Annotated in this window: 24 protein-coding genes; 14 read left to right on the forward strand and 10 right to left on the reverse strand. The window is 72.9% G+C overall.

The window, feature by feature from the left end; translation table 11 throughout:
• Positions 1-41: 41 nt before the first annotated feature.
• The gene (locus ACIO9J_RS32540) at positions 42-2,216 is read left to right on the forward strand and encodes a primosomal protein N' (protein WP_402007483.1); all 2,175 of its coding nucleotides are present in this window, start codon (positions 42-44) and stop codon (positions 2,214-2,216) included.
• Positions 2,217-2,343: 127 nt separating this feature from the next.
• Here ACIO9J_RS32540 and ACIO9J_RS32545 read toward each other — a convergent pair whose 3' ends face one another.
• Positions 2,344-2,883 (reverse strand): hypothetical protein, encoded by a 540-nt coding sequence (locus tag ACIO9J_RS32545; RefSeq protein WP_402007485.1) that lies wholly within the window; start codon positions 2,881-2,883, stop codon positions 2,344-2,346.
• A gap of 333 nt (positions 2,884-3,216) precedes the next feature.
• Between ACIO9J_RS32545 and fmt the strand changes: the two genes are divergently transcribed.
• Together fmt and ACIO9J_RS32555 are read left to right on the forward strand one after the other, a co-directional pair.
• Positions 3,217-4,161 carry a methionyl-tRNA formyltransferase gene (fmt, locus tag ACIO9J_RS32550; protein ID WP_402007487.1) on the forward strand — a complete coding sequence of 315 codons (945 nt, stop codon included), beginning with the start codon at positions 3,217-3,219 and terminating at the stop codon, positions 4,159-4,161.
• A gap of 58 nt (positions 4,162-4,219) precedes the next feature.
• Positions 4,220-5,668: an RsmB/NOP family class I SAM-dependent RNA methyltransferase gene (locus tag ACIO9J_RS32555; RefSeq protein WP_402007489.1), complete on the forward strand. Its 1,449-nt coding sequence runs from the start codon at positions 4,220-4,222 to the stop codon at positions 5,666-5,668.
• A 25-nt stretch (positions 5,669-5,693) separates the two neighbouring features.
• Here the strand turns inward: ACIO9J_RS32555 and ACIO9J_RS32560 are convergent, their stop codons facing one another.
• Together ACIO9J_RS32560 and ACIO9J_RS32565 are read right to left on the reverse strand one after the other, a co-directional pair.
• A complete protein-coding gene (locus ACIO9J_RS32560) occupies positions 5,694-6,602 on the reverse strand; it encodes a PDR/VanB family oxidoreductase (protein ID WP_402007705.1) in 909 nt (302 codons plus the stop codon).
• 52 nt (positions 6,603-6,654) lie between these two features.
• Positions 6,655-7,284: an MSMEG_1061 family FMN-dependent PPOX-type flavoprotein gene (locus ACIO9J_RS32565; RefSeq protein WP_402007491.1), complete on the reverse strand. Its 630-nt coding sequence runs from the start codon at positions 7,282-7,284 to the stop codon at positions 6,655-6,657.
• Positions 7,285-7,491: 207 nt separating this feature from the next.
• Here ACIO9J_RS32565 and ACIO9J_RS32570 point away from each other — a divergent pair, with 207 nt between their 5' ends.
• On the forward strand, positions 7,492-8,112 hold the full coding sequence (locus ACIO9J_RS32570; protein ID WP_402007493.1) for a TetR/AcrR family transcriptional regulator: 621 nt from the start codon (positions 7,492-7,494) through the stop codon (positions 8,110-8,112).
• Here the strand turns inward: ACIO9J_RS32570 and ACIO9J_RS32575 are convergent.
• Positions 8,087-10,279 (reverse strand): MMPL family transporter, encoded by a 2,193-nt coding sequence (locus ACIO9J_RS32575; RefSeq protein WP_402007495.1) that lies wholly within the window; start codon positions 10,277-10,279, stop codon positions 8,087-8,089. The two genes, ACIO9J_RS32570 and ACIO9J_RS32575, sit on opposite strands and share 26 nt — an antisense overlap.
• A gap of 134 nt (positions 10,280-10,413) precedes the next feature.
• Here ACIO9J_RS32575 and rpe point away from each other — a divergent pair, with 134 nt between their 5' ends.
• The 5 genes from rpe (at position 10,414) to ACIO9J_RS32600 (ending at position 14,798) form a co-directional block, all read left to right on the forward strand.
• Positions 10,414-11,100 carry a ribulose-phosphate 3-epimerase gene (gene rpe / locus ACIO9J_RS32580; protein ID WP_402007497.1) on the forward strand — a complete coding sequence of 229 codons (687 nt, stop codon included), beginning with the start codon at positions 10,414-10,416 and terminating at the stop codon, positions 11,098-11,100.
• 78 nt (positions 11,101-11,178) lie between these two features.
• Positions 11,179-12,225, forward strand: coding sequence for a sugar-binding transcriptional regulator (locus ACIO9J_RS32585; protein WP_402007499.1), 1,047 nt, complete (start codon positions 11,179-11,181; stop codon positions 12,223-12,225).
• A gap of 114 nt (positions 12,226-12,339) precedes the next feature.
• Positions 12,340-12,750 carry a ribonuclease domain-containing protein gene (locus tag ACIO9J_RS32590; protein ID WP_402007501.1) on the forward strand — a complete coding sequence of 137 codons (411 nt, stop codon included), beginning with the start codon at positions 12,340-12,342 and terminating at the stop codon, positions 12,748-12,750.
• A complete protein-coding gene (locus ACIO9J_RS32595) occupies positions 12,750-13,181 on the forward strand; it encodes a barstar family protein (protein ID WP_402007503.1) in 432 nt (143 codons plus the stop codon). The genes ACIO9J_RS32590 and ACIO9J_RS32595 overlap by 1 nt, the downstream gene beginning before the upstream one ends.
• A gap of 174 nt (positions 13,182-13,355) precedes the next feature.
• A complete protein-coding gene (locus tag ACIO9J_RS32600) occupies positions 13,356-14,798 on the forward strand; it encodes a GuaB1 family IMP dehydrogenase-related protein (protein WP_402007505.1) in 1,443 nt (480 codons plus the stop codon).
• Between the two features lie 194 nt (positions 14,799-14,992).
• Here ACIO9J_RS32600 and ACIO9J_RS32605 read toward each other — a convergent pair whose 3' ends face one another.
• Positions 14,993-15,604 carry an LLM class flavin-dependent oxidoreductase gene (locus ACIO9J_RS32605; protein ID WP_402007507.1) on the reverse strand — a complete coding sequence of 204 codons (612 nt, stop codon included), beginning with the start codon at positions 15,602-15,604 and terminating at the stop codon, positions 14,993-14,995.
• 310 nt (positions 15,605-15,914) lie between these two features.
• Here ACIO9J_RS32605 and ACIO9J_RS32610 point away from each other — a divergent pair, with 310 nt between their 5' ends.
• Positions 15,915-17,384, forward strand: a complete 1,470-nt coding sequence (locus tag ACIO9J_RS32610) for an amino acid permease (protein ID WP_402007509.1) — start codon at positions 15,915-15,917, stop codon at positions 17,382-17,384.
• 10 nt (positions 17,385-17,394) lie between these two features.
• Complete coding sequence (locus ACIO9J_RS32615) at positions 17,395-17,850, forward strand: Lrp/AsnC family transcriptional regulator (RefSeq protein WP_098241259.1); 456 nt, start codon at positions 17,395-17,397, stop codon at positions 17,848-17,850.
• A 27-nt stretch (positions 17,851-17,877) separates the two neighbouring features.
• Here ACIO9J_RS32615 and ACIO9J_RS32620 read toward each other — a convergent pair whose 3' ends face one another.
• Both ACIO9J_RS32620 and ACIO9J_RS32625 read right to left on the reverse strand, forming a co-directional pair.
• Positions 17,878-18,450 (reverse strand): Repetin, encoded by a 573-nt coding sequence (locus ACIO9J_RS32620; protein ID WP_402007512.1) that lies wholly within the window; start codon positions 18,448-18,450, stop codon positions 17,878-17,880.
• Positions 18,451-18,632: 182 nt separating this feature from the next.
• Entirely contained in the window at positions 18,633-19,259 is a 627-nt protein-coding gene (locus tag ACIO9J_RS32625; RefSeq protein WP_402007514.1) for a Repetin, read from the reverse strand.
• 359 nt (positions 19,260-19,618) lie between these two features.
• Here ACIO9J_RS32625 and ACIO9J_RS32630 point away from each other — a divergent pair, with 359 nt between their 5' ends.
• Together ACIO9J_RS32630 and ACIO9J_RS32635 are read left to right on the forward strand one after the other, a co-directional pair.
• Positions 19,619-20,416, forward strand: a complete 798-nt coding sequence (locus ACIO9J_RS32630; RefSeq protein ID WP_402007516.1) for a carbon-nitrogen hydrolase family protein — start codon at positions 19,619-19,621, stop codon at positions 20,414-20,416.
• A gap of 78 nt (positions 20,417-20,494) precedes the next feature.
• A complete protein-coding gene (locus ACIO9J_RS32635) occupies positions 20,495-22,207 on the forward strand; it encodes a flavin monoamine oxidase family protein (protein ID WP_402007518.1) in 1,713 nt (570 codons plus the stop codon).
• A 111-nt stretch (positions 22,208-22,318) separates the two neighbouring features.
• Here ACIO9J_RS32635 and ACIO9J_RS32640 read toward each other — a convergent pair whose 3' ends face one another.
• Together ACIO9J_RS32640 and ACIO9J_RS32645 are read right to left on the reverse strand one after the other, a co-directional pair.
• Complete coding sequence (locus ACIO9J_RS32640; RefSeq protein WP_402007520.1) at positions 22,319-23,248, reverse strand: LLM class F420-dependent oxidoreductase; 930 nt, start codon at positions 23,246-23,248, stop codon at positions 22,319-22,321.
• Between the two features lie 181 nt (positions 23,249-23,429).
• A complete protein-coding gene (locus ACIO9J_RS32645) occupies positions 23,430-24,134 on the reverse strand; it encodes a DUF5995 family protein (RefSeq protein WP_402007522.1) in 705 nt (234 codons plus the stop codon).
• Positions 24,135-24,297: 163 nt separating this feature from the next.
• Between ACIO9J_RS32645 and ACIO9J_RS32650 the strand changes: the two genes are divergently transcribed.
• Complete coding sequence (locus tag ACIO9J_RS32650) at positions 24,298-25,509, forward strand: glycoside hydrolase family 6 protein (protein ID WP_402007524.1); 1,212 nt, start codon at positions 24,298-24,300, stop codon at positions 25,507-25,509.
• On the opposite strand, the gene ACIO9J_RS32655 is transcribed toward ACIO9J_RS32650, so the two are convergent.
• Complete coding sequence (locus tag ACIO9J_RS32655) at positions 25,488-26,672, reverse strand: Cmx/CmrA family chloramphenicol efflux MFS transporter (RefSeq protein ID WP_402007526.1); 1,185 nt, start codon at positions 26,670-26,672, stop codon at positions 25,488-25,490. The two genes, ACIO9J_RS32650 and ACIO9J_RS32655, sit on opposite strands and share 22 nt — an antisense overlap.
• Positions 26,673-26,839: the final 167 nt, after the last annotated feature.

Genomic DNA, 26,839 nt, shown 5'->3' on the forward strand with positions numbered 1-26,839 from the left:
GGCCCGGTCCGATGTCGGTGGGGTCTGGTAGGAATGCAGCTGTGAGCAGGGAGAACCAGGGACCCGACGAGGGGGGAGCCGAGGCGCCGGAGCAGCTTGCCCTCATCCGGGAATCGGTGCGCAAGGCCAAGGTCCCCCGTGCCAAGCCGCGGACGTGGCGGGGGGCCGCTGTCGCCAAGGAGTTGCCCGTTGCGCGGGTCTTGGTGGACAAGGGCGTGCTGCATCTCGACCGGTACTTCGACTATGCCGTGCCCGAGGAGCTGGACGCGGTGGCGCAGCCCGGGGTGCGGGTTCGGGTGCGGTTCGGGGCCGGGGCGCGGAACGTGCGGGAAGGGCGGCGCGAGGGTGGCGGGCTGATCGACGGGTTCATCGTCGAGCGGTGTGCCGAGAGCGACTATCGGGGGCCGTTGGCCGCGCTGGCGCAGGTGGTGTCGCCCGAGCCCGTCCTGGACGCGCGGCTGCTCGGTCTGGCGCGGGCCGTCGCCGACCGGTATGCCGGGAGTCTCGCCGATGTGCTGCAGCTGGCCGTGCCGCCGCGCCATGCGCGAGCCGAGGCGCGGGAGTTGGGCGAGCCGCCGGAGCCGCCCGGCGCGCCCGAGCCCGGGAGCTGGCGGCGGTACGGGCACGGGGCCGAGTTCCTCGGGGCGCTGGCCGCCGGGGGTGCGCCGCGTGCCGTGTGGACCGCGCTGCCGGGGCCGCAGTGGGCCGAGGAGATCGCGCGGGCCGTGCAGGCCACGCTGGCGTCGGGGCGCGGCGCGCTCGTGGTCGTGCCGACCGGGCGGCCCGCCGCGCGCGTGGACGCCGCGCTCACCGAGCTGCTGGGGGAGGGGCGGCACGCGCTGCTCACCGCCGACGCGGGGCAGGAGAAGCGGTACCGGGAGTGGCTCGCGGTGCGGCGCGGTGCCGTGCGGGCCGTCGTCGGGACGCGCGCCGCCATGTTCGCCCCCGTGCAGGACCTGGGGCTCGTCGTCGTCTGGGACGACGGTGACTCCAGCCACAGCGACGACCACGCCCCCTTCCCGCACGTCAGGGAGGTGCTCGAACTGCGGGCCTCGCGCGACAAGTGCGGCTTCCTGCTCGGGAGTTGGAGCTGCACCGTCGAGGCCGCCCAGCTCGTGGAGAGCGGGTGGGCCGCGCCGCTCGTCGCCGAGCGCGACCAGGTGCGTGGGGCCGCTCCGCTGGTGCGCACCGTGGGCGACGGGGACCTCGCGCGGGACGAGGCGGCACGCGCCGCGCGGCTGCCGACGCTGGCCTGGCGGGTCGTACGGGAAGGTCTCCAGCACGGTCCCGTCCTGGTGCAGGTGCCGCGCAGGGGCTACGTACCGCGGCTCGCCTGCGAGCGGTGCCGTGAGCCCGCGCGGTGCCGGCACTGCGCGGGGCCGCTGGAGGCGCGGGAGAGCACCGGGGCGCTCTGCTGCGGATGGTGCGGCAAGGACGAGGCCGCCTGGCACTGCGGCGAGTGCGGCGGGTTCCGGCTGCGCGCGCAGGTCGTCGGGGCGCGGCGGACCGCCGAGGAGCTGGGGCGGGCCTTTCCCGCCGTGCCGGTGCGCACGTCGGGGCGCGAGCAGGTGCTCGACACGGTGCCGGGGGCGCCCGCGCTGGTGGTCAGTACGCCGGGGGCCGAGCCCGTCGCCGAAGGCGGCTACGCGGCGGCCCTGCTGCTCGACGGCTGGGCCATGCTCGGGCGGCCCGACCTGCGGGCCGGTGAGGAGGCGCTGCGGCGGTGGATCGGCGCGGCCTCGCTCGTCCGTCCGCAGGGCGCGGGCGGCACGGTCGTGATCGTCGCCGAGCCGACGCTGCGGCCCGTGCAGGCCCTGGTGCGCTGGGATCCGGTCGGGCACGCGGTGCGCGAGCTCGCCGAGCGGGCCGAGCTGAGCTTTCCGCCCGTGTCGCGGATGGCCGCCGTGTCGGGGACCTCCGAGGCGCTCTCCGGGTTCCTCGCGGGGGCCGAACTGCCGCAGGACGCGGTGGTGTTGGGCCCCGTCCCGGTCGCGGACGCGGCGCCGGGACCTTCACGCAGGCCCGGGGCGGCGCCGCCCGGCGAGCACTGGGAGCGCGTGCTGATCCGGGTGCCACCGGGCAGCGGGGCCGCGCTGGCCGCCGCGCTGAAGACGGCGCAGGCCGCGCGGATGGCGCGGGGCGCCAAGGGGGCGCGGGAGACCGGCGCCGCCGCCGACGCGGTGCGGATCCGGGTGGATCCGCCGGACATCGGGTGAGGGGACGGCTGGGATGAGGGACCGGGTGGGGTGAGGGACCGGGCGGCAGGGACCGGCCCCGCTCACACGAATGCCCCCTGTCACCCGCGACGAGCCGGGTGGCAGGGGGCAGTCGGCGTAGCGCGTGTCAGCCGTTGCGCGGGCCGGGGAAGGCGCTCGGCCTCGGGTCCTCGCGCAGGGCGGGGCTGCCCGCCGTCGGCTGCGTCGGCATCGCGCGGGCCGCGGGGACGGACGGCAGGGGAGCGCCGACCGGGACCGGGCGGGTGGCCGTCGGCGCGGTCTCCGTGGCGCGCTCCGCCTCGGCAGCCGCCTGGGTGGTGGCACGGCGCGCGCCGTACCGGCGGTGCACCGCCTGCTTGGTGACCCCGAGGGCCGAGCCCACCGCGTCCCACGAGAACCCGAGCGAGCGGTCGAAGTCCACCGCCGCGGTGACCAGCGTCTCGACGCTGTCCCGCAGTTCCTGGGCGAGACGTACGGTCGGGGCGGGGGCCCGCCCGTACACGACGAAGCCCGCGGAGGGGCTGGAGCGGCGCGGGCGGTAGACGTTACCGAGCTGGGCGGTGAGCGTACGCAGTGCGTCCACCTGCCGGCGGACCCGCTCGATGTCCCGCACCAAGAGGTGCAGGCTGGCCCGTGCCTGGGCGTCGTGGGTTGCGTGGTCGGCCATGAACAAGCCTCTCGAACCGGCGTTGAAAAGGATCGGGCCGAAACCGCGGCCCAGGGTGGTCAACTCTTTCTTGACCAACGCGCTAGTTCGTGTGGGGTCACGGTGCAGGGGCGTATGCGCATATGCACAGGGCGCGCGGCAGCCCGTACGCCCCCGACCTGGTCCGGGACGGACGGTGGGCGGGCGCGGGGACGACCGTCCTGAGCGGGGTCCGGGGACGGCCCATAGACTGGTGCGCTGCCGTGGCGGCCGCCACACCACCGTTGTCGCCGACCGCCGACTGCCGTCCGCTGCTCCCCGCCCCAGACCACCAGAGATCCGAGGTACCCCCCAGTGAAGCTCGTCTTCGCAGGCACCCCCGAGGTCGCCGTCCCCGCGCTGGACGCCCTGATCGCCTCCGACCGGCACGAGGTGGCCGCCGTCGTCACCCGGCCCGACGCGCCCGCGGGCCGCGGCCGCAGGCTCGTCGCGAGCCCGGTCGCCGAGCGTGCGGTGGAGGCGGGCATCGAGGTGCTCAAGCCCGCGAAGCCGCGCGACGAGGAGTTCCTCGCGCGGCTGCGGGACATCGGTCCGGACTGCTGTCCCGTCGTCGCGTACGGCGCGCTGCTGCCCAAGGTCGCCCTCGACGTGCCGGCCCGCGGCTGGGTCAATCTGCACTTCTCGCTGCTGCCCGCCTGGCGCGGTGCCGCGCCCGTGCAGCACGCGGTGATGGCGGGCGACGAGATCACCGGCGCGTCCACCTTCCTGATCGAGCAGGGCCTGGACTCCGGGCCCGTGTACGGGACGGTCACCGAGGAGGTGCGGGCGACCGACACCAGCGGGGACCTGCTCACCCGGCTCGCCTTCGCGGGCTCCGGGCTGCTGGTGGCGACGATGGACGGCATCGAGGACGGCAGCCTGAAGGCCGTGCCGCAGCCCGCCGACGGCGTTACCCTCGCCCCGAAGATCACCGTCGAGGACGCCCAGGTGGAGTGGGCCGCGCCCGCGCTCAGGGTCGACCGCGTGGTGCGCGGCTGCACGCCCGCGCCCGGGGCCTGGACCGTCTTCCGCGGCGAGCGGCTCAAGATCATCCAGGCGGCCCTGGTGCCCGACCGCACCGATCTCGCGCCCGGTGAGCTGTCGCCCGCCAAGAACAACGTGTACGTCGGTTCCGGTTCCCACGCCGTCGAGTTGCTCTGGGTCCAGCCGCAGGGCAAGAAGCCGATGCGCGGCGCCGACTGGGCCCGCGGGGTGCGGATCGCCCCGGGTGAGCGGGTCGGCGCGGGCGACGTAGGCTAGGTGGGTTCGACCGTTCGAGCGGCGGTCGACCCCTTTCAGTTCCAGCAGCGGAGCACTTTTGAACGACCAGCCGAACCGGCGTCCCCGTAAGTCCGGCAAGCCCACGTCGGCCAAGCCCTACCGCAGGCCGCAGAAGGACCCCGTCCGCATCCTCGCCTTCGAGGCGCTGCGGGCCGTGGACGAGCGCGACGCGTACGCGAACCTCGTCCTGCCGCCCCTGCTGCGCAAGGCCAGGGAGAAGAACGAGGGCTTCGACGCGCGCGACGCCGCGCTCGCCACGGAGCTGGTCTACGGGACGCTGCGCCGCCAGGGGACGTACGACGCGATCGTGGCGGCCTGCATCGACCGGCCGCTGCGCGAGGTCGACCCTCCGGTGCTCGACGTGCTGAACCTGGGCGTGCACCAGCTGCTCGGCACGCGCATCCCGACGCACGCCGCGGTCTCCGCCTCGGTGGAGCTGGCGCGCGTCGTGCTCGGCGACGGGCGGTCCAAGTTCGTCAACGCCGTCCTGCGCAAGGTCGCGCAGGACGACCTCGACGGCTGGGTGGAGAAGGTCGCGCCGCCCTACGACGAGGACGCCGAGGACCACCTCGCCATCGTCCACTCGCACCCGCGCTGGGTCGTCTCCGCGCTGTGGGACTCGCTCGGCGGCGGCCGCGCCGGGATCGAGGACCTCCTGGAGGCGGACAACGAGCGGCCCGAGGTCACCCTGGTGGCCCGCCCCGGCCGTTCCACCGCGGAGGAACTCCTGGACTCGGTGGGGGAGGACTCGGCGCTGCCGGGTCGCTGGTCGCCCTATGCCGTACGGCTCAGCGAGGGCGGTGAGCCCGGTTCGCTGGAAGCCGTGCGCGAGGGGCGCGCGGGCGTGCAGGACGAGGGCAGTCAGCTCGTCGCCCTCGCACTCGCGAACGCTCCGCTGGAGGGGTCCGACGAGAAGTGGCTGGACGGTTGTGCCGGTCCCGGCGGCAAGGCCGCCCTGCTCGCCGGGCTCGCCGCCCAGCGCGGCGCGGTGCTGCTCGCCTCCGAGAAGCAGCCGCACCGGGCCGGACTCGTCGCGCAGGCGCTCGCCGGGAATCCGGGGCCCTACCAGGTCATCGCCGCCGACGGGACCCGGCCGCCGTGGCGGCCCGGCACCTTCGACCGCGTCCTGATGGACGTGCCCTGCACGGGCCTCGGCGCGCTGCGCCGCCGCCCCGAGGCCCGCTGGCGCCGCCGCCCGCAGGACCTGGACGGCTTCGCGCCGTTGCAGCGCTCCCTGCTGCGTACGGCGTTGGAGTCGGTGCGGATCGGCGGTGTCGTCGGATACGCCACGTGCTCGCCGCACCTCGCGGAGACCCGCGCGGTCGTCGACGACGTGCTCAAGCAGACCGGAGGCGCCGAACTGATCGACGCCCGCCCGCTGATCCCCGGCGTCCCCGCACTGGGCGACGGCCCCGACGTCCAGCTGTGGCCGCATCTGCACGGCACGGACGCGATGTATCTGGCGCTGATCCGGCGCACCGCCTGACGGTTCGCCGCCCCTCGGCGCCGGCTCAGACGTCCAGATGCAGTTCCGCGCTGCTGGCCCGGGACACGCACGCGTACATGCGGCCTTCGGGGGCGCCGATGTCGTCCCGGTGTTCGGGGGTGCCGGAGAGCACGGTCAGTTCGCAGCTGCCGCAGACGCCCTCGCGGCAGCCCGAGGGCACCTGGTGTCCGTAGCGGCGCAGGGCGTCCAGGAGTGACTGGTCGGCGCCGACCGGCACGGTCTGTCCCGAGCGGGTGCACACCGCCGTGAACGGGGTGTTGGGGGCGAAGGTCCGTACGGCGGGGCGGAAGCGTTCCGTGTGGAGGCGCGCGGCGGGGAAGGCGGCCTGCGCCGCGGTGAGCATCGGGGCGGGGCCGCAGCAGTAGACCAGAGAGTCGGGCGCGAGTCCGGCGGCCAGGGCCGCGAGGTCCGGCCTGCCGTCCGTGCCGGTGGCCACGAGCCGTACCCGGTCGCCGAAGCGCGACAGCAGTTCCTCGGTGAAGGGCATGGTGGCCCTCGACCGTCCCACGTAGACCAGCGAGGCGGGGACGTCCGCCGCCACGGCCGCGGCGAGCATGGGCAGCAGCGGCGTGATGCCGATGCCGCCGGCGAGGAAGAGGTATCCCGGCGCGGGCCGGAACGGGAAGTGGTTGCGGGGCGGCGACACGTCGAGGGCGCGGCCCGGCCGCAGATAGTGGTGGATGTACTCCGAGCCGCCGCGGCTGAGCGGGTCGTGGCGGACCGCGACGCGGTAGTGCTCGCGGTCGGCAGGGTCCCCGCACAGCGAGTACGAGCGGGTCAGCCAGTTCGGCAGCGTCAGGTCGATGTGCGCGCCGGGCTCCCAGGGCGCCAGGGGGTCGGCGGCGCGGCGCAGGACGAGCGAGACGACGTCCTCGGCCACCTGGTCGACACGGTCGATGACGGTGTGCTGCACCTGCATCGGGTGATTCACCTCGGAGGGGTTCGGTGGGGTGGGTGACGGGCGGTCAGTAGAGCGTGTGGTAGGCGTCTTCGAGGCCGTCGTCGAGGATCTGGGGGTCGATGTCGAGGCCCAGCTGCGCGGTGACGAGCTCGCCCGCCGAGGGCAGTTCGGCGGCGAGGGCCTGGCTCGCGGGGTCCCACAGGCGGGAGCGGACCAGCGCGCGACCGCAGTGGAAGTAGGCCTCCTTCACCTCGACGACGATCGCCAGGACGGCGTCCCTGCCCTCGGTGTGCATCCGGGCGAGGACGTCCGGCTCGTCGGTGGGGTAGGCGCTGCCGTTGACCCGCAGCACCTCGCGTACGCCGGGGACGAAGAAGCAGAGCCCGACGCCGTCGTTCTCCGCCAGGTTCCGGAAGGAGTCGGCGATCTTGTTGCCGGGCCGGTCGGGCAGCGCGATGGTCTGCTCGTCGAGCACCTTCACGAAGCCCGGGTAGTCGCCGCGCGGCGAGCAGTCGGCACGGCCCGCCGCGTCGGCCGTGGCCAGGCTGAGGAAGGGGGAGTGCGCGATGAAGCGGCGGAAGTGCTCGTCGATGCGGTCGAGGATCTTGGACTCCACGAAGGCGTCGGGCGAGCCGAGCTTCTCGCGGACCTGGGCGGGGGAGAGCCGCCGGGGGCGGGTGCCGGCATGCGTCACGAAGGCTCCTTGGGCTGGGAGGGGGAGCGAGGGGCAGGGGGGCGTGCGCCGCGGAGGAGCGGTGCACGCGACCGCGTCGGGCGTGGCACCGGCAGGGCGCACGCCTGTCCCGGGCGCGCTCTGCTTTCCCGCAGGTCGTGGCACTATTGTGAGCAATTACTCGTATCGTGCGCTACTCGCATTGACGGGGTGACCAGGAGGGTGGCCATGGCGTCGGACCGGCACGCGCTTCGCGCACGTAAGGAGCCGCGTCAGGCGCGGGCCGAGCTCACCCGCGAGCGCATCGTCGCGGCGGCTGCTCACGTTTTCGCCGAACACGGGTACGCGGCGGGGACCACGAACCGGATCGCGGAACGGGCGCGGATCTCGATCGGTTCGCTGTACCAGTACTACCCGAACAAGGACGCGATCCTGCTGGAGCTGGTCAACCGGCACCTCGACGCGGGGGTGCTCGCGGCCAAGGAACACGAGGACGGCGACGAGCCGGAATCCCTTGAGGCGATCATGCGAGGATTCGCGCGCGCCACGATCGACAACCATCTGGACGACCCGAAGCTGTTGCAGGTCATGATGGAACAGACGCCGCGCACCCCCGAGCTCCTTGAGCGCATCACCGAGTATCAGCGGGAGCGGGTTGCCGCCACGCGCGATCTGCTCGCGCGCCATCCCGAGGTCCGCGTCGCCGATGTCGACGTCGCCGCCCAGCTCGTCGTGTCCACGATCGAGACCGTCGTGCACCAACTCGTCGCCGCGCCGCGCTCCGTGGACGTACGGCGCCTTGAGGACGAGCTCGTCGCCATGGTCACCCGGTATCTGACGGCCGCGTAGCCGTCCCGGTCTCCGCCTCCGCCGTCGTTCCTCCGGGCCCCGTGACCGGCTCGGGCCGGCGCGCCAGCGGGTGTGGCCACCACACCTTCGGCCCCACGTCCAGGAAGAGCGACGTGACAAGGACCGACCGTACGACGAAGGTGTCGAGCAGTACGCCGAGCGCGACCGCGAAGCCGATCTCGGCGAACGCCACCAGCGGGAGCGTGCCGAGCGCGGCGAAGGTGCCCGCGAGGACCAGCCCTGCCGAGGTGATCACCGCGCCGGTGGCGGCCAGGCCGGTGACGACGCCCGCGCGGGTGCCCTGGCGGGCGGCCTCCTCGCGGACGCGGGTCGACAGGAAGATGTTGTAGTCGATGCCGAGTGCCACCAGGAAGACGAAGACGAAGAGCGGGAAGTCGGTGGTCTCGCTCGGGTAGTCGAAGAGGTGGCGGAAGGCGAGCGCGCTCAGGCCGAGCGCGGTGGCGAAGGACAGGACCACCGTCGCGATCAGGAGCAGCGGGGCGACGACGGCGCGCAGCAGCGCGCCGAGGATCAGCAGGACCACGACCAGGACCAGCGGGATCACCAGTTTGTTGTCGTGGGCCGTGGCGTGGTCCATGTCGAGCAGGGCCGCCGTGCCGCCGCCCACCTTGGCGTCCGCGCCCGGCACCGCGTGCACGGCGTCGCGCACCCGCTCCACGGTGTCCTTGGCGGCCGCGCTGTCCGCCGGGTCGCTCGCCGTGGCCTCGAACAGCACCTGGTCGTCGTACGAGGCCTTCGTGCCGGGCGGCCGTCCGACGCTCTTCGCCACCACGCCCTCGGTGCCCGACACGGCTCGCGCGACCTCGTCGGCCCGCGCCTCGTCCGCGACGATCACCAGCGGGTCGCCGGAGCCCGCGGGGAAGTACTCCGCCTGTACCTCCTGGCCGGTGATCGAGTCCGGCTTGTCGGTGAACGCGTCGGCGTTGCTCAGTCCTTCGGCCCGCAGCTGGAGCAGGCCCAGCGAGAGCAGGGCGAGCACCGCGGCGGTGACGCTCCAGGTCAGCCGCGGGCGGCGGGCGATGCGGCGGCCGGTACGGGCCCACAGGCCGCGCTCGGTCGGCTCGGGGGAGCCGAGGTGCGGGATCAGCGGCCAGAAGAACCACCGGCCGAAGATCACCAGCAGCGCGGGGAAGAGCGTCAGCATCGCCAGGAGTCCGACGGCGACGCCGATCGCGGCGACCGGGCCGAGGCCGCGGGTGGAGTTCATCTCGGCGGCGAGCAGCACCAGCATGCTCAGGACGACCGTCGCGCCCGAGGCGAGCACGGCCGGTCCCGCCCGGTGCAGGGCGAGCGCCATCGCCTCGTGGCGGTCCTCGTGGCGGCGCAGTTCTTCGCGATAGCGAGCGACCAGGAGCAGGGCGTAGTCCGTCCCCGCGCCGAAGACGAGCACCGTCAGGATGCCCGCGCTCTGGCCGTTCACCGTGAGATCGGCGTGCGCGGCGAGGAGATAGATGAACGCCTGCGCGGTGAACAGCGCGGTGATCACGGAGATCAGCGGCGCGAGCAGCAGGGTGGGGCTGCGGTAGGTGAAGAGCAGGATCACCACGACGATGCCCGCCGCCGAGAACAGCAGGGTCGAGTCGATGCCCTCGAACGCCTCGGCGGAGTCCGCGGCCGTGCCGCCGGGCCCGGTGATGTGCACGCTCAGCCCGGCCGCGTCGGCCGAGCCCTCGCCCACCCGCTCCCTGAGGGAGTCGACGGCGGGCCCGATCCGCTCCCAGCCCTCGGCGTCCATCGTGATCGGCACGAAGACCTGCGCCGCGCGGGCGCCGGACGTCCGGTCGTAGACGGGGCCCTTGGTCTGCGCGCCGCGGATGCCGTGCGCGCGGAGCTCCTCGACCTGTCGTACGTCCTCGGCGATCCGTGCCCGGTCCCGCGCGGTGAGGCCGTCTTCACGGGTGTACACGATCACGGCCGGGATCGTCTCCGGCCTGAACTCGGCCGAGATGTCCAGGACTTGGGTGGACTCGGCGGATCCCGGCAGCCAGGACTCCGAGTCGTTCTCCTGGGCGTCGGTGAGCTTCTGGGCCAGTGGCGCGGCGACGACGATCACCACGAGCCAGAACAGCACCACCAGCCACTTGCTACGCCGCCCGCACACCAGCCACGCGATCCCGCGCCGACTCTCCCGCTGTACATCCGCCATGGCTTCCCCCCGCTGGCCGTGCGCGGTGCCGGTGGACCGCCCAGCATGGCACGCGGCGCCCGGCCGCGGGAGGCACCGTGCTCATGGCTTGGACTGCGGTCAGCAACCCGCGCCGGGCATGGCAGGCTTGGGGCATGGCCGTGCAGATCAACCCCAGCATCCTGTCCGCGGACTTCGCCCGCCTTGCCGAGGAGGCAAAGGCCGTCGAGGGCGCCGATTGGCTTCATGTCGACGTCATGGACAACCACTTCGTCCCGAACCTCACGCTCGGGGTGCCGATCGTAGAGTCGCTGGCCCGTGCGACGGACACGCCGCTGGACTGCCACCTGATGATCGAGGACCCCGATCGCTGGGCGCCGCAGTACGTCGAAGCGGGTGCGGGTTCGGTCACCTTCCACGCGGAGGCGGCGGCCGCCCCGGTCCGCCTGGCCCGCGAGATCCGCGCCAAGGGCGCCCGCGCCTCCATGGCGCTGAAGCCCGCGACCCCCATCGAGCCGTACGAGGACCTGCTCCCCGAGCTCGACATGCTGCTGATCATGACGGTTGAGCCCGGCTTCGGCGGGCAGGCGTTCCTGGACATCATGCTGCCCAAGATCCGCCGCACCCGTGAGCTGATCGGAAAGCACGGCCTGGAGATGTGGCTGCAGGTCGACGGCGGTGTCTCGGCCGCCACCATCGAGCGGTGCGCCGAGGCGGGCGCCGACGTCTTCGTCGCGGGCTCCGCCGTCTACGGCGCCGCGGATCCCGCGGAGGCGGTACGTTCATTGCGCACCCAAGCCCAGGCAAAGACGGCGTCAAGCGCCTGGGCATGCGGCCACTGAGCCAAGGGAACGTGAACGCAGTCCTTCAGGGCTGATCAACTAGGCCGGATCTGCAAGGATGAACGGCGAACCCAGTTTGTGAACAGCAGTGAGGAGAGCGCCGTGTCGGCCATGTCGGCGGGTCGGTCAGCCATGCGGATGGGACCCGCGGAGCTGGTGCAGGCGGCGGCCATGGCCCGCCGCTTCTACCTCGAGGGCAAGTCCAAGATCCAGATCGCCGAGGAGTTCGGCGTCAGCCGCTTCAAGGTGGCCAGGGTCCTGGAGACGGCTCTCGAGCGGGATCTCGTGCGCATCGAGATCCGGGTCCCAGCTGAGCTGGACGCGGAGCGCTCGGACGCGCTGCGGGCCCGCTACGGCCTGCGGCACGCGGTCGTGGTGGAGTCCCCCGCGGACGACGCCGACGAGTCGCCCGACCCGGAGAACCTCGGCGAGGTCGCGGCCGGGCTGCTCGGCGAACTCGTGAACGAGGGCGACGTGCTCGGCCTCGCCTGGGGGCGCTCGACCATCCACATGGCGGCGGCGCTCGACGTGCTGCCGCCGTGCACGGTCGTGCAGCTGACCGGCGTGTACGACGCGGGCACGGCGGAGCGCGGCTCCGTCGAGGCGGTCCGGCGTGCCGCGCAGGTCTCCGGCGGCGAGGCGCACCCGATCTACGCGCCGATGCTGCTGCCCGACCCGGCCACGGCGGCCGCGCTGCGCAACCAGACCGGCATCGCCCGCGCCTTCGAGTACTTCGACAAGGTCACCGTCGCCGCGGTCTCCATCGGCTCCTGGGAGCCGGGCATCTCCACGGTCCACGACATGCTCAGCGACGAGGAGCGCGCGCACTACGCCTCGCTGGGCGTGGCCGCCGAGATGTCCGCGCACCTCTTCGACGCCGAGGGGCGTCGGGTGGGGCGGGACCTCGGGGAGCGGTGCATCACCGTCGAGGCGGATCGGCTCCGGCGCATTCCCGAGGTGGTCGCGATCGCCGGCGGGCAGCGGAAGGCCGCCGCGATCGACGCGGTGCTGCGGTCCGGGCTCGTCACCAGTCTGGTGACGGACACCGCCGCGGCCGATCAGCTCCTGGTGGCGGGCGCCGCGCCTCGGCCCGCGCTCGACCGGGCGGATCCGGACGGCAGTTGAGGCCCTGCCGGGCCGGGGGGCGGGGATTTCGCGTGTGATCTCGCCGCGGGTGCGTGGGGGCTTGTCGCGCAGTTCCCCGCGCCCCTTATCGGGGGCTGTGGCAGGCTCTGGTGAATGTTGACCCGGTTTGTGCCCCGTGTGCTAGGGGCTGTGCTGCTCTCTCTCGCCGTGTTGGTCACGGGGTGTTCGTCGGAGAGCGGAGGCGCGGCGGCGGACGTTTCCGCCTCCGTGCCCGCCTGGGCCCACGGCATGGCCACCGTGGAGGTCGGGCGGTTGCCCGAGGAGGCGCGGCGGACCCTGCGGCGCATCGATGACGGCGGGCCCTATCCGTACGCCAAGGACGGCACCGTCTTCAGCAACTTCGAGCGGGAGCTGCCGCGGCGCAAGCGCGGGTACTACCACGAGTACACCGTCCGCACGCCGGGCGAGCGCGACCGCGGGGCCCGGCGGATCGTCACCGGGGACGGCGGCGAGTTCTACTACACCGATGACCACTACGCGTCCTTCAAGGCGGTGCTCAGGTAATGGCCGACGGTACTGAGACGGGCCCCGACCCGCTCGCGCCCGTGCTCGACGCGGCGCGCGGCGCCGGGTGGACCACCGCGACGCTCTCCCTGGCCGGTGTGACGGACAAGGCCGCCTTCATGGAGCGCTGTGCCCGCGGGCTCGGGCTGCCCGACTGGTTCGGGCACAACTGGGACGCCCTCGCCGACTGCCTCACCGATCTGTCGTGGGCGCCCCGCGCGCGGGGGCGGCTCCTCGTCGTCTCCGGGTGGCAGGAGTACGCGCGGGCCGCGCCGGAGGAGTGGGGGATCGCCGAAGAGGTGTTCTCCTCGGCGGTCGAGCACTGGCGGGACGAGGAGACCGGTCTGGAGATCGTGCTCGCCCTCGGTCCCGTCGCCCCGCCCGTCGCCTCGCCCGTCGTCCCGAAGGCCACGGAACGTGGCGAGGAGTGAACCGAGTGTTCCGCTTCAGTGGGCCGCTTGGACGATCCGACCAGCGGGTCCGCGAGCTGCCTGGGTGATCGTCCCAGGCGGTACGACCCCCGCGGCATGGGACACTGAAGTACGTGCTTTTCCCTCGGGCTAACTGTCCGGGGGCCACCTCTGATCGACTGGGATGAGCAGCACGTGCGCTTCCTCAATGACATCCAGCCTGCGTACGACCTGACGTACGACGACGTCTTCATGGTCCCGAGGCGCTCCGCCGTCGGCTCCCGCCAGGGCGTGGACCTCTCCTCGCCCGACGGCTCGGGCACCACGATCCCGCTGGTCGTCGCCAACATGACCGCGATCGCGGGCCGCCGCATGGCCGAGACCGTGGCCCGCCGCGGCGGCATCGTGGTCATCCCCCAGGACATCCCGATCGAGGTCGTCACCGAGGTCATCTCCTGGGTCAAGACGCGCCACCACGTGCTCGACACCCCGATCGTGCTCGCCCCGACGCAGACCGTCGCCGACGCGCTGGCCCTGCTGCCCAAGCGCGCGCACGACGCCGGTGTCGTCGTCGACGCCGACCGGAAGCCGATCGGCGTCGTCACCGACGCCGACCTGAGCGGCGTCGACCGCTTCACGCAGCTCTCCGAGGTCATGGCGAAGGACCTGCTGCTCCTGGACGCCGACATCGAGCCGCGCGACGCCTTCAACAAGCTGGACGGCGCCAACCGCCGCTACGCCCCGGCCGTGGACAAGGACGGCCGCCTCGCGGGCATCCTGACCCGCACGGGCGCCCTGCGCGCGACCCTCTACACCCCGGCCGTCGACGCCCAGGGCAAGCTGCGCATCGCCGCCGCCGTCGGCATCAACGGCGACGTGGCGGGCAAGGCCAAGCAGCTCCTGGAGGCAGGTGCGGACACGATCGTCGTGGACACCGCGCACGGCCACCAGGAGTCGATGATCTCGGCGGTCAAGGCCGTCCGCGGCCTCGACCCGCAGGTGCCGATCGTGGCGGGCAACATCGTCGCCGCCGAGGGCGTGCGCGACCTCATCGAGGCGGGCGCCGACATCATCAAGGTGGGCGTGGGCCCCGGCGCCATGTGCACCACCCGCATGATGACCGGCGTCGGCCGTCCGCAGTTCTCCGCGGTCCTCGAATGCGCCGCCGAGGCCAAGAAGTTCGGCAAGCACGTCTGGGCCGACGGCGGTGTCCGGCACCCGCGCGACGTCGCCATGGCGCTCGCCGCGGGTGCGTCGAACGTCATGATCGGTTCCTGGTTCGCGGGTACGTACGAGTCCCCGGGCGACCTCCAGCACGACGCCCAGGGCCGTGCCTACAAGGAGTCCTTCGGCATGGCGTCGGCCCGCGCCGTGAAGAACCGCACCTCGGACGAGTCCGCCTACGACCGCGCCCGCAAGGCGCTCTTCGAGGAGGGCATCTCGACCTCCCGGATGTTCCTCGACCCGACCCGTCCGGGCGTCGAGGACCTGATCGACTCGATCATCGCGGGCGTCCGCTCGTCCTGCACGTACGCCGGTGCGGGCTCCCTGGAGGAGTTCGCCGAACGGGCCACGGTGGGGATCCAGAGTGCGGCGGGGTACGCGGAGGGCAAGCCGTTGCACGCCAGCTGGAGCTAGCGCGCTTTCTCTGGCTCGCGTTCTTCTGCGGACCGGTGGGGCTGGCCCCCTGGCCCCTGGATCGCTGCGGGCCGGTGGGGGCTGGGCCCTGGCCTCTGGGCCGCTGCGGGCCGGTGGGGGCTGGGCGCGCAGTTCCCCGCGCCCCTAAAGGCCTGCGTCGCCGATGGCCCGTGTCCCCCGTGGGGCGCGGGCCATCACCGCAGGCCGAGCCCGGCCGCGCCCACGACCTCCGCGGAGCCGGGCGAGGTGGCCGCCATCCAGCACGGTGGATGAGGGTCCTGGACCGGCTTCGGGGTGACCATCCTGCGCGGGAAGGAGAAGCGCTCCGACTCGTACGCGAAGTGCTCCTCGCGCCACATGCCCGTGACGATCTCGATCGCCTCGCGCCAGTCGGCCCGCGACTGCTCCCTGTCGACGCCGAAAGCCGTCTGTTCCATGGGAGTTGACCGCCCGGTGCCCCACTCCACGCGCCCGTCGGAGAGGACGTCCACCGTCGCGCCCTTCTCGGCGACGCGCTGCGGCGGGGTGAAGCCGAAGGGGGTGAGCGTGACGCCGAAACCGAGGCGGATCCGCTCGGTCAGGGCCGCGAGGTGGCCGAGCAGGACCTCGGGGGCGGGGCAGTGCGAGCGGCCCTCGCGGAAGTGGTGCTCGACGGCCCAGACGGTGCGGAACCCCATCCGGTCCGCGAGCCCGATCTGCTCGACGGCCTCGCGGTAGGCGCGCTGTTCGGCGGTGCGCCGGCCGTGTGGATGGGGCGCGTTCCAGGGTTTCGGTGCGTCGATCTCGTACAGGACGGCGAGGTCCATGCCGTGCCTCCGTCTCCACCGGGAGGCGTGCGCGATGCGGCAGTTCTGACGAAGAGTCAACAGCGTGCGGAGGGCTCCGGGACGCAACGGACGAAACGGACCGCGCAACGAAGTGACGTATATGACGGAAGTGCGCAATGATCATCCGCGGTTGCGCAAGGGTGCTGCGTTACGGTCGGGAAGCCGCTGCCTCTAGAGTCATCCGCTGAACGTGGTGTGGCGGGGACCGCCTGCTCGGTGGTTCCCGTCGTCAATCGCGGGTTCCATGGGTCCTCGCCGCCCTGACCGGCAGCGATGAAGGAGCCAGCGCGTGCTCGACCAAGGCGCACCCCCGCAGAACCGCCCGAGTCCCTCGGGCAGCCCTGGCCTGGCCGGCCGCCTCATGCGCCGCAAGCCGGTGGAACTCCTGGTCGCGGAGGGTGGCAAGGGGGAGGGCGGCCAGCTTCGGCGCTCCCTCGGCATGTGGCAGCTGACCATGATCAGCATCGGTGCCACGCTCGGCACCGGCATCTTCGTCGTCCTCGGCGAGAGCGTCCCCAAGGCCGGACCCGCTGTCACGATCTCCTTCGTGATCGCCGGACTCACCGCCCTCTTCTCGGCCCTCTCGTACGCCGAACTGGCCGGCACCATACCGGTCGCGGGCTCCTCCTACTCGTACGCGTACGCAACGATGGGCGAACTCATCGCCTGGGTCTGCGGCTGGTGCCTGGTCCTGGAGTACGGCGTCTCCGTCGCGGCCGTCGCCGTCGGCTGGGGCGAGTACCTCAACGAACTCCTCGACGGGACCATCGGCGTCACCATCCCCGACGCGCTCTCCGCGGCGCCCGGTGAGGTCGACGGCGCGATCATCAACCTGCCCGGCCTGATCGTCGTGCTGCTCGCCATGGTGTTCCTGCTCGGCGGCGCCAAGGAGTCGGCGACGGCCAACACGATCATGGTGATCGTGAAGATCGCCGCGCTCGTGCTCTTCTGCACCATCGGCTTCATGGGCTTCAAGTCCGGCAACTACGCCGACTTCATGCCGCTCGGCACGGCGGGCGTCAGCGCCGCCGCCGCGAGCCTGTTCTTCTCGTACATCGGATTCGACGCCGCATCCACCGCCGGTGAAGAGGCGAAGAACCCGCAGCGCGACCTGCCCCGCGCGATCATGCTCTCGCTGGTCATCGTCACCGCCCTCTACGTCCTGGTCGCCGCGGTCGCCGTCGGCGCCTGGAACTGGAAGGACTTCGAGGGCTCCGAGGCCACGCTCGCCGCGATCATGAACGACGTCACCGGGCAGAGCATGTGGGGCACGATCCTCGCCGCCGGCGCCGTCATCTCCATCGCGTCCGTCGTCCTGACCGTGCTCTACGGCCAGACCCGCGTCCTGTTCGCCATGTCCCGCGACGGCCTGGTCCCCAAGGCGTTCGGCCGGGTCAGCAAGAAGACCGGCACGCCGCGCGTCAACACGGTCATCGTGTCGCTGTTCTGCGGCGCCCTGGCCTCGGTCATCCCGCTCGGCAAGCTCGTCGACGCCACCAGCATCGGCACGCTGTTCGCCTTCGGCCTGGTCAACATCGCGGTGATCGTGCTGCGCAGGACCCGCCCGGACATGCCGCGCACCTTCCGGGTGCCGCTCGGCTGGCTGTTCCCGGTCCTCGGCTTCGGCTTCTGCGCGTACAACATGTTCAGCCTCGACACCGTGACCTGGGTCGTCTTCGGTGTCTGGATGGCCGTCGGCCTCGTGTTCTACTTCCTGTACGGCATGCGCCGCTCCCGATTGGCCACAGCAGAGAAGTGATCCACCGCCCGTGCGACTGAACGATCTCGACGAACGCATCGTGCACGCCCTCGCCGAGGACGCCCGCCGTTCCTACGCCGACATCGGCCAGCTGGTCGGACTCTCCGCGCCCGCCGTGAAGCGGCGCGTGGACCGCCTGCGGGCCTCCGGGGCCATCACGGGCTTCACGGTGCGGGTGGACCCCGCGGCTCTCGGCTGGGAGACCGAGGGGTTCATCGAGATCTACTGCCGCAGGAACACCTCGCCGGACTCGATCCAGCGAGGACTTGAGAGGTATCCGGAGATCGCGTCCGCGTCCACCGTCACGGGGGACGCGGACGCGATCGTCCAGGTCTTCGCCGCGGACATGCGGCATTTCGAGCGGGTGCTTGAACGGATCGCCGGGGAGCCGTTCGTGGAGCGGACCAAGTCCGTTCTCGTGCTCTCGCCTCTTATGCGTCGGTTCTCTTCGGGGTCCCCCGCGTAGTTTCTTCGCCGCGGGTTGGTGAGGCCCCTACGGGCGGTGGTCCAGCGACTTCACGTGGAACGTGCCGCTGCCCGGCCTCGTCTTCTCGAACGGGGCGCCGCTCACGCACTTGGGCATGTCGTCCGGCAGGTCGCTCGGCAGGCCCACCATCGCCCAGCTGTAGCCGAAGCCGTCCTGGCGCCCCCGGTCGTCGACCGTCAGGCCGACGCGCTTGCCGACCGCGTCCTTCAGGTCGCCGTCCGCCTTCGTGACGACGGCGGAGACCGTCGCGACCCGCCCGCCCGTCATCAGGCAGTCCACCTTCGCCTCACCCGCGCCGCCCCAGTGGGCCGCCTCGATGTAGTGGCTGAACCTGATCGTCCCGCGCGCCTTGCCCGGGTCGGTCCTGTCCGCGGCGGGCAGATGGGCGTCGAAGGTGAACGTGATCTCGTCGCCCTTCGGCCGGTCGATCATCGCGGTGCCGGTCAGGGCGGCCTCCCGCGCGTGCCGGGGAGCGTCCGCCGCGGTCGAGACCGCCGCGCCGCCGGTGAGGAGGAGCAGGGCGACCGCTCCCAGGACGGCGACGCGGCGGGCGGTGCGGTGGCGAGGGCTGTGGTGCACGGGAGGTCCTCCGTCAGCGGTGACTTCGCCCGGTCTCTCCGGGCGGGACCAACCCTTCCGTGGGCCGGTGCCCCGCGCATCGCGCGTGAGGCGGTGACCGCCTCACCCGCGCGGCGGGGGCACCGGTTCCCGCGCCCTCCCCGGGGAGGAGCCGCCCGACCCCCGTCCGGGCGGCTCCCCGGTCATCGGCCGCCGGTCGGGTAGTCGAACTTCCACGGCAGCACGTGGAAGTCGCCGGTACCGGCCCTGACCTGCTCGTACGGTGCCGAGCTCGCGCACTTGGCCAGGGTGTCGGGCTGGCCCTGGGTGCCGCCGTAGGGTGCCCAGCTGTAGCCGACCCGGTCCGGCTTGCCGCTGCCCTTGTCGTGGACGGTGAAGCCGACGCGCTTGTCCTTGATCCCGGGCAGGTTCGTCCGGGTGATCACGCCGGTGGCGGTGGCCACCTTGCCGCCGGTCATCAGGCAGTCGATGCGGCCCTCGGCGTAGGGCGCGTCCGGCTGTCCCGGGCGGTCGGCGTGGACGAAGCGGAAGGTGCCGGTCGCCTGCGAGGGGTCGTTGTTGTCCTTCGCCGCCAGATGCGCGTCGAACGTGAACGTCACGTCCTCGGTGGTCTCGCGGTACATCTTCGCCGAGCCGGTGAGCGCGGCGGCCTCGCGTGGCGCCGCCCGCTCGGCGGCGTGCCGGGCCGGTGCCGTGCCGCCGCCGGCCGCGACGGCCGCGCCGGCCGCCCCCGCGGTCAGCAGGAGCGCGGCGCCGACGGCGAGGGCGTGGCGGTGCTTGAGGGTGCGGATGGCGGTGCTGCGGCTCACGGGACGTCCTCCGTCTGCGGGGTGTGCGCCCGGCCTCTCCGGGTGGGATCACGCTCTCGCGGAAGGGGGGTACGGCACGTCGGGCCAGGGTCGGCATCCGCCTTCCGCCGCGCGGCGGAACGCGCGGGGCCCGGCCTGCGCCTGTGGGGGGACGTCGCTGATACGTGGGGCGCACGGCCGGGGGCGAGACACCCGTCTTCCTGGCCGCCTCCCGCCGCGCAACGAATCGCCGCCCTAAGCCCCGCACGCGCAACGGATCATGCCTCTGCCCGCAACGCTCGCGCCTTGTCCGGGCACCGCCGCCGACCGTACCGTCGTACGGACCCCACCTGCCCCTTCGTACGCCCCGAGGATTCGCCATGCCTGCGCTGCGCACCGCCCTGCTCCAGAGTTCCGGGCGCCTCGGAGCCGTCGCCGAGAACCTGAAGGCGCTCGACGAGGCCGCGGGCCGCGCCGCCGCCGCGGGGGCCGGGCTGCTCGTGGCGCCCGAGCTGTTCCTCACCGGGTACGCGATCGGTGACGACGTGGCCCGGCTCGCCGAGCCCGCCGACGGTCCCGCCGCGGCCGCGATCGGCGAGCTCGCCGTGCGGCACGGGATCGGCGTCGTCTACGGCTACCCGGAGCGCGACGGCGAGAGCGTCTACAACTCCGCCCAGCTGATCGGCCCGGACGGCACGAGCCTCGCGAACTACCGCAAGACCCACCTCTTCGGCTGCTTCGAGCGCGAGTCCTTCACCCCGGGGGAACAGCCGGTCGTGCAGGCCGAGTTGGGCGGCGTACGGGTGGGCCTGATGATCTGCTACGACGTGGAGTTCCCGGAGAACGTCCGGGCGCACGCGCTCGCGGGCACCGACCTCCTGGTCGTCCCCACCGCGCAGATGCACCCCTTCCAGTTCGTCGCGGAGTCCGTCGTGCCGGTGCGCGCCTTCGAGAACCAGATGTACGTCGCGTACGTCAACCGGGTCGGCCAGGAAGGGGAGTTCGAGTTCGTCGGGCTCTCCACGCTCGCCGGTCCCGACGGGGTCGCGCGGGCCCGCGCCGGGCGCGAGGCGGAACTCGTCCTCGGTGACGTCGACCCGGAGTTCCTGAGCGCCTCCCGCGAGAACAACCCGTATCTGCAGGACCGCCGCCCCGGCCTGTACGCGTCCCTCGTCTGAGCCTGCCCCGCAGCCCGCAGCCCGCAGCCCGCAGCCCGCAGCCCCTCCGCCAGTACCCCCGCAAGGAGTCCGTACCCCATGACGTCCACGGTGCCCACCGCCGTCCAGCACACCGACGCGCAGCCGCCCATCACGATGTTCGGCCCGGACTTCCCGTACGCGTACGACGACTTCCTCGCGCACCCCGCGGGCCTCGGCCAGATACCCGCCGGTGAGCACGGCACCGAGGTCGCGGTCATCGGCGGCGGCCTCTCCGGCATCATCGCCGCGTACGAACTGATGAAGATGGGCCTCAAGCCCGTCGTCTACGAGGCGGACCAGATCGGCGGCCGGCTGCGCACCGTCGGGTTCGAGGGCACCGGCACCGACGAGCTGACCGCCGAGATGGGCGCGATGCGCTTCCCGCCGTCCTCGACGGCGCTCCAGCACTACATCGACCTGGTGGGCCTGGAGACCAAGGCGTTCCCCAACCCCCTCGCCGAGTCGACCCCTTCGACGGTCGTGGACCTCAAGGGCGAGTCGCACTACGCCACCACCGTCGACGACCTGCCGCAGGTCTACCGCGACGTGATGAACGCCTGGAACGCCTGTCTGGAGGAGGGCGCGGACTTCTCCGACATGAACCGCGCCCTGCGCGAGCGCGACGTGCCGAAGATCCGCGGGATCTGGTCGAAGCTCGTCGAGAAGCTCGACAACCAGACCTTCTACGGCTTCCTCTGCGACTCCGAGGCGTTCAAGTCCTTCCGGCACCGCGAGATCTTCGGCCAGGTCGGCTTCGGCACCGGCGGCTGGGACACCGACTTCCCGAACTCCATCCTGGAGATCCTGCGCGTCGTCTACACCGAGGCCGACGACCACCACCGCGGCATCGTCGGCGGCAGCCAGCAGCTGCCGCTGCGCCTCTGGGCGCGCGAGCCGCAGAAGATCGTGCACTGGGCGCCCGGCACCTCCCTGGAGTCGCTGCACGAGGGCGGCGCGCCCAAGCCCGCCGTGACCCGCCTGAACCGCACCGCGGGCAACCGCGTCACGGTCACGGACGCCTCCGGTGACATCCGCACCTACCAGGCGGCGATCTTCACCGCGCAGTCCTGGATGCTCCTTTCGAAGATCGACTGTGACGACACGCTCTTCCCCATCGACCACTGGACGGCGATGGAGCGCACCCACTACATGGAGAGCTCGAAGCTCTTCGTGCCGGTGGACCGGCCGTTCTGGCTGGACAAGGCCGTCGACGACAGGGGAAAGCCGACCGGGCGTGACGTCATGTCGATGACGCTCACCGACCGCATGACGCGCGGCACCTACCTGCTCGACGAGGGGCCGGACAAGCCCGCCGTCATCTGCCTCTCCTACACCTGGTGCGACGACAGCCTGAAGTGGCTGCCGCTGTCGGCGAACGAGCGCATGGAGGTCATGCTCAAGTCGCTCGGCGAGATCTACCCGAAGGTCGACATCAGGAAGCACATCATCGGCAACCCGGTGACGGTCTCGTGGGAGAACGAGCCGTACTTCATGGGCGCGTTCAAGGCGAACCTGCCGGGCCACTACCGCTACCAGCGGCGCCTGTTCACCCACTTCATGCAGGAGCACCTGCCCGAGGACAAGCGCGGCATCTTCCTCGCGGGCGACGACATCTCCTGGACGGCGGGCTGGGCCGAGGGCGCGGTGCAGACCGCGCTGAACGCGGTGTGGGGCGTCATGCACCACTTCGGCGGGGCCACGGACGCGACCAACCCCGGGCCGGGGGACCTGTACGACGAGATCGCGCCCGTCGAGCTGCCGGAGGACTGAGGACTGAGGACTGAGGACGGGGGGGAGGGCTGGGGGGAGCTGTGGGTCCGTTGTGGCTGGCCGCGCAGTTCCCCGCGCCCCTGAAGGACGCCCCCTTCGGGGCGCCCCGCCCTATACCCCGGCTGCCCGCGCCGCCTCGTAGACCTGGCCCGCCACGTCCTTGAGTTCCTGCGCGTCCCGGGTCGATCCCGCGAGTTCCACGATGATCTCGTCGACGCCCACCGCCGCGTGCGCCGCCAAGTCCTCGGCGATCTGGGCGACGTCGCCGTGGAACGGGGCGCGGTCCGTGCCCTCGTAAGCCGCCGCCGTGTACCGCGCGTTGGCCCGCAGCACGCTCTGCACCGGGCGCTCCCTGCCCCGCTCCGCGGCGGCGTCGCGAACCTTGGCCCACTGCTCGGCGAGGGCCGCCGCGCCCGTGGCCACCGGCATCCAGCCGTCGGCGCGGTCCACCAGTCTGCGCAGCGCGCGCGGGCTGTTGGCGGGCAGCAGGATCGGGATCGGCCGCGCGGGCTTGGGGCGCACCACCGACGGCGCGATCGTCGTCAGCTCCCCTTCGTACGCCACCGGGTCCTGGCCCCAGACCGCGTGGCAGACGTCGATCAGCTCGTCCAGGACCTTCCCGCGCCGCTCGAAGGGGGCGACGGAGGCGGCCGCGTACTCGTCGTGCGACCAGCCGGTGCCGAGCCCCGCGACGACCCTGCCCTCGCTCGCCGCGTCCAACGAGGCCAGGGTGCGCGCCAGTTGGAAGGGGACGTGCAGCGGGGCGACGAGGACGCTGGTGCCGAGGCGGGCCCGGTCGGTGGCCGACGCGGCGAGCGTGAGGGTGACCAGCGGGTCGGCGACCGAGCGGTAGGTGTCGGGCCAGGCGAGCCCCGGGACGCCGTACAGCCCCTGGGTGGCGGGCTCGGGGTAGAGGATGCGCTCGAAGACCCACAGGCTCTCGTACCCGATGTCCTCCGCGGCGCGGGCGACCTCCGGGACGTCGCGTCCGATGGCGTACTGACTGCCCTGCGGGAGACTCAGTCCGAGTCGGGTCGCCATGAGGGTTCTCCTTCGCGTCGGGGTTACTCGTTTCAACGTACAACGATCGTTGGAGAGTTCCCGGCGGTATGACATGGGTGTGGCCGAAATGCCCTGGGGGTGTGGGGGGTTCGGGGCGGTTGTGGTCGTCCGCTCGGGCAGTGGCGGCGGTGGCAGCAGTGGCGGCGGTGGCCGCAGCCGTTCAGTCCGGCAGCGGGGTCAGGAGGATGCGGCCCACCAGGCCCACCGCCCCGTCGAGCCGGTCGCGGAACTCCTCGGCGACGCCCGGCAGATCGCGCAGCGCCCACAGCGTCCGCGCCGAGGCCCAGGCGCCGTCCCTGGCCCGCTCCAGGCTCCAGGACCCGGCCAGATGCGTCAGCGGATCGGCGACCTGGAGGAGGTCGGGGCCCGGCATCAGCTCTTCGCGGATGCGCTCCTCCAGTGAGTCGAGTACGTCGCCCACGTGGTCGAACTCGTCCTCCAGGTCGGCCGGTTCGCAGCGCAGCGTACGGCAGGTGTCCACGACGGCCAGCGCGAGGTCGTGCCCGATGTGCGCGTTGATGCCCGCGAGCGCGAACTGCAGAGGGCGTACGCCGGGATGGCGGCGGTACTGGAACAGCGGGCGCCAGCAGGCGGGCGGGCGGTGCCCCGACGCGGCCGCCTGGACGGCCCGCAGATAGCGCTCCGCGAACCGGACATCCAGCGCCACCGCGGCCGCGGCGTCGGGGAACGCCCCGCCTTCGATGCGCCTGCCGACCTCTTCGGTGACCGCGAGATAGACGCGGTTGAAGACGGCGACCCCGTCGCGCGGCGGCCAGTCGGCACCGAGCGCGCGCATCCGCGCCACCACCCCGTCCACTCCGTGCGCCGGGGCCGTGAACTCTGCGAACCGCTCCAACTGCGCCATGGTGGCAGCGTCCCAGTCCTAGGCTGGCGCGGGCGTCAGCGCACCGGCGGCTTCCCCGAAACGAGGGAACGGCGGTCGGGCGGGGCGCGCGGGGAGACGGCGCACCACCCCGGTGTCGGGGGACACGGGGCAGCAGTGGGGTGTGGGGGAGGGGAGTGACACGGTGGCAGGTGTCCGTGCACGGCGCGGGGCCGAGCGGCGTGCCGAGCGCAGACGGGCCGCCCGCAGGAACGTGCTGGTCACCGTGGCATCGGTGGTCGCGGCGGTCGGCACCGTCGCGGGCCTGATGTCCGCGCTCGACGACCGGGAAGGCGGTCCGCAGGCGCGGCCGAAGGCGACCGGATCGCCGACCTTGGAGCCGATGCCCGCCGTACCGACGCCGACATCGGCGCCGACCCCCGCACCGTTCCGTTCGGCGTCCTCGCCGCCGCCCTCGGAGCCCACGCCGTCGAAGGCCACCGAGCGACCGGCACCCGACACCGATCGACCCGCCCCGAAGCCGTCGGCGCCCGCCGCCGAACGCCTGTACCGGCACGGCGATTCGCAAGTGCTCGACTGGGTCAGGGCCCACCAGGGCGACCCGCGCCGCCCGCTCATCGAGTCCCGCATCGCGCGGCGGCCCGCGGCCGTCTGGTTCGCCGACCACGCGCCGCAGACCATCAGGTCCAGGGTCAGGGCCGTGACGTCGTCGGCCGGTGACCGGGTGCCGGTGCTCGTGCCGTACGCGATCCCCGACCGTGACTGCGGCGGGGCCTCGCAGGGCGGTGCGCCGGACCTCGCCGCGTACGACGCGTGGATCGACCGGTTCGCCGCTGGCCTCGGCACCGGAGAGGTCATCGTGATCCTGGAGCCTGACGCGATCGCGCTCTCGGAGTGCCTCTCTAAGGGGCAACGGGCCGCTCGGTACGCGGCGTTGGCGCGCGCGGGCCGGGTGCTGAAGGCTGCCGATCCCCAGGCCAGGGTGTACTACGACGCCGGGCACTCCGGCTGGCACGGCGCGGGCGAACAGGCCGCGCGGCTGCGCGAGTCCGGCGCCGCGTCCGCCGCGTCGTCCGACGGCGTCTTCACCAACGTCTCCAACTTCCACCGCACCGCCGACGAAGTCGCCTACGCCCGCCGGGTCCTCGCCGCGCTGGGCGGCCCGAAGGGCCTCGGCGCCGTCATCGACACCAGCCGCAACGGCAACGGCGCCCCCGCCGACGGCACTTGGTGCGATCCCGGCGGCAGGAAACTGGGGCGGGCGCCGACCCTGCGCACGCGTGCGGCACGGATCGACGCCTACCTGTGGATCAAACTGCCGGGCGAGTCCGACGGCTGCGCGGCCGCGCCCGGCACCTTCACTCCCGGCTACGCCTACGAGCTGGCACGGGACTGAGCCACGGCCGGTGCGGGCGCCGCCCGGCGCAGGGCGAGTGCCGCGCCGCCCACCGCGAGGGCGAGCGCCACGAGCAGCGCGCTGACCCAGAGCGGCCCGCGGTAGCCGAACCCCGCGGAGATCGCGAGGCCGCCGCACCACGGGCCGAGCGCCCCGCCCACGTTGAACGCGGCCGTGGCGAAGCCGCCCGCGAGGGTGGGCGCGCCGGACGCGGCGTAGAGCACCTGGGAGATCAGGGTCGAGCCGACGGCGAAGGACAGCGCGCCCTGGACGAGGGCCAGTGCGACCGCCGCCACCGGGTGCGCGGCGGTCACCGCGAACAGCACCCAGCCGGTCAGGAGCGCGAGCGAGCCGCACACCAGGAGCGGCAGCGGCCGGGTGTCGGCGAGCCGCCCGCCGAGGCCGACACCGATGAACGAGCCGATGCCGAACAGCGCGAGGACCACGGGCACCCAGCCGGTGCCGAGCCCCGTGACGTCGGTGACCAGCGGTGCCAGATAGGTGAAGGTGCAGAACGTCGCGCCGTTCACCAGGGCGCCGAGCAGCAGGGTCACCAGGAGCCGGGGTGCGCGCAGCGCGCCCAGTTCGCCGAGCGCGCCGGGGCCGCCCGACTCCGGCGCACCGGCGGGCACCGCCCGCGCGATGGCGAGGACGGCGGGCACGGAGATCAGGGCCACGGCCCAGAACGCGGAGCGCCAGCCCCACGCCGTACCGAGCAGGGCGCCCGCGGGCACGCCCGCGACACAGGCGACCGTCACGCCGCCGAGCAGCACGGAGGCGGCCCGCCCCTTGGCGTCCGGGCCGACCATGGCGGTGGCGGTGACCAGGGCGACCGCGAGGAACCCGGCGTTGGCGAGCGCCCCGATCACGCGGGTCGCGAGCAGCACGGCGAAGCTCGTGGTGAGCGCGCCGACCACGTGCACGAGCAGGAAGGTGAGCAGAAAGGCCAGGAGCGCGCCACGGCGCGAGAAGCGGCGGCTCAGGACGGCCATCAGCGGCGCGCCGACGACCATGCCCACGGCGAACGCCGAGGTCAGCTGGCCGGCCGCGGGGATGGACACGTCCAGGTCGCTCGCGATGTCCGAGAGCAGTCCGGACAGCATGAACTCGGAGGTGCCCTGCGCGAAGACGGCGAGGGCGAGCAGATAGAGGGGAAAGGGCACAGCGAGACTCCGCAACCACGGTGTGGATCAAGAAGATCAGGACACGGGAGCGGTGGTCCGGCGGTGGCGGTGCCACGGTCGCGGACGGCTGCGCGAGGGCAGCGGAAACGTCAGTGCGAGCGCACGAAAGGCCACCGGACGACCGGTGGCCGGAGTCTGTCGGACTC

Origin of the sequence: Streptomyces sp. NPDC087300 (assembly GCF_044744425.1) — a bacterium.
Taxonomy (GTDB): Bacteria; Actinomycetota; Actinomycetes; order Streptomycetales; family Streptomycetaceae; genus Streptomyces.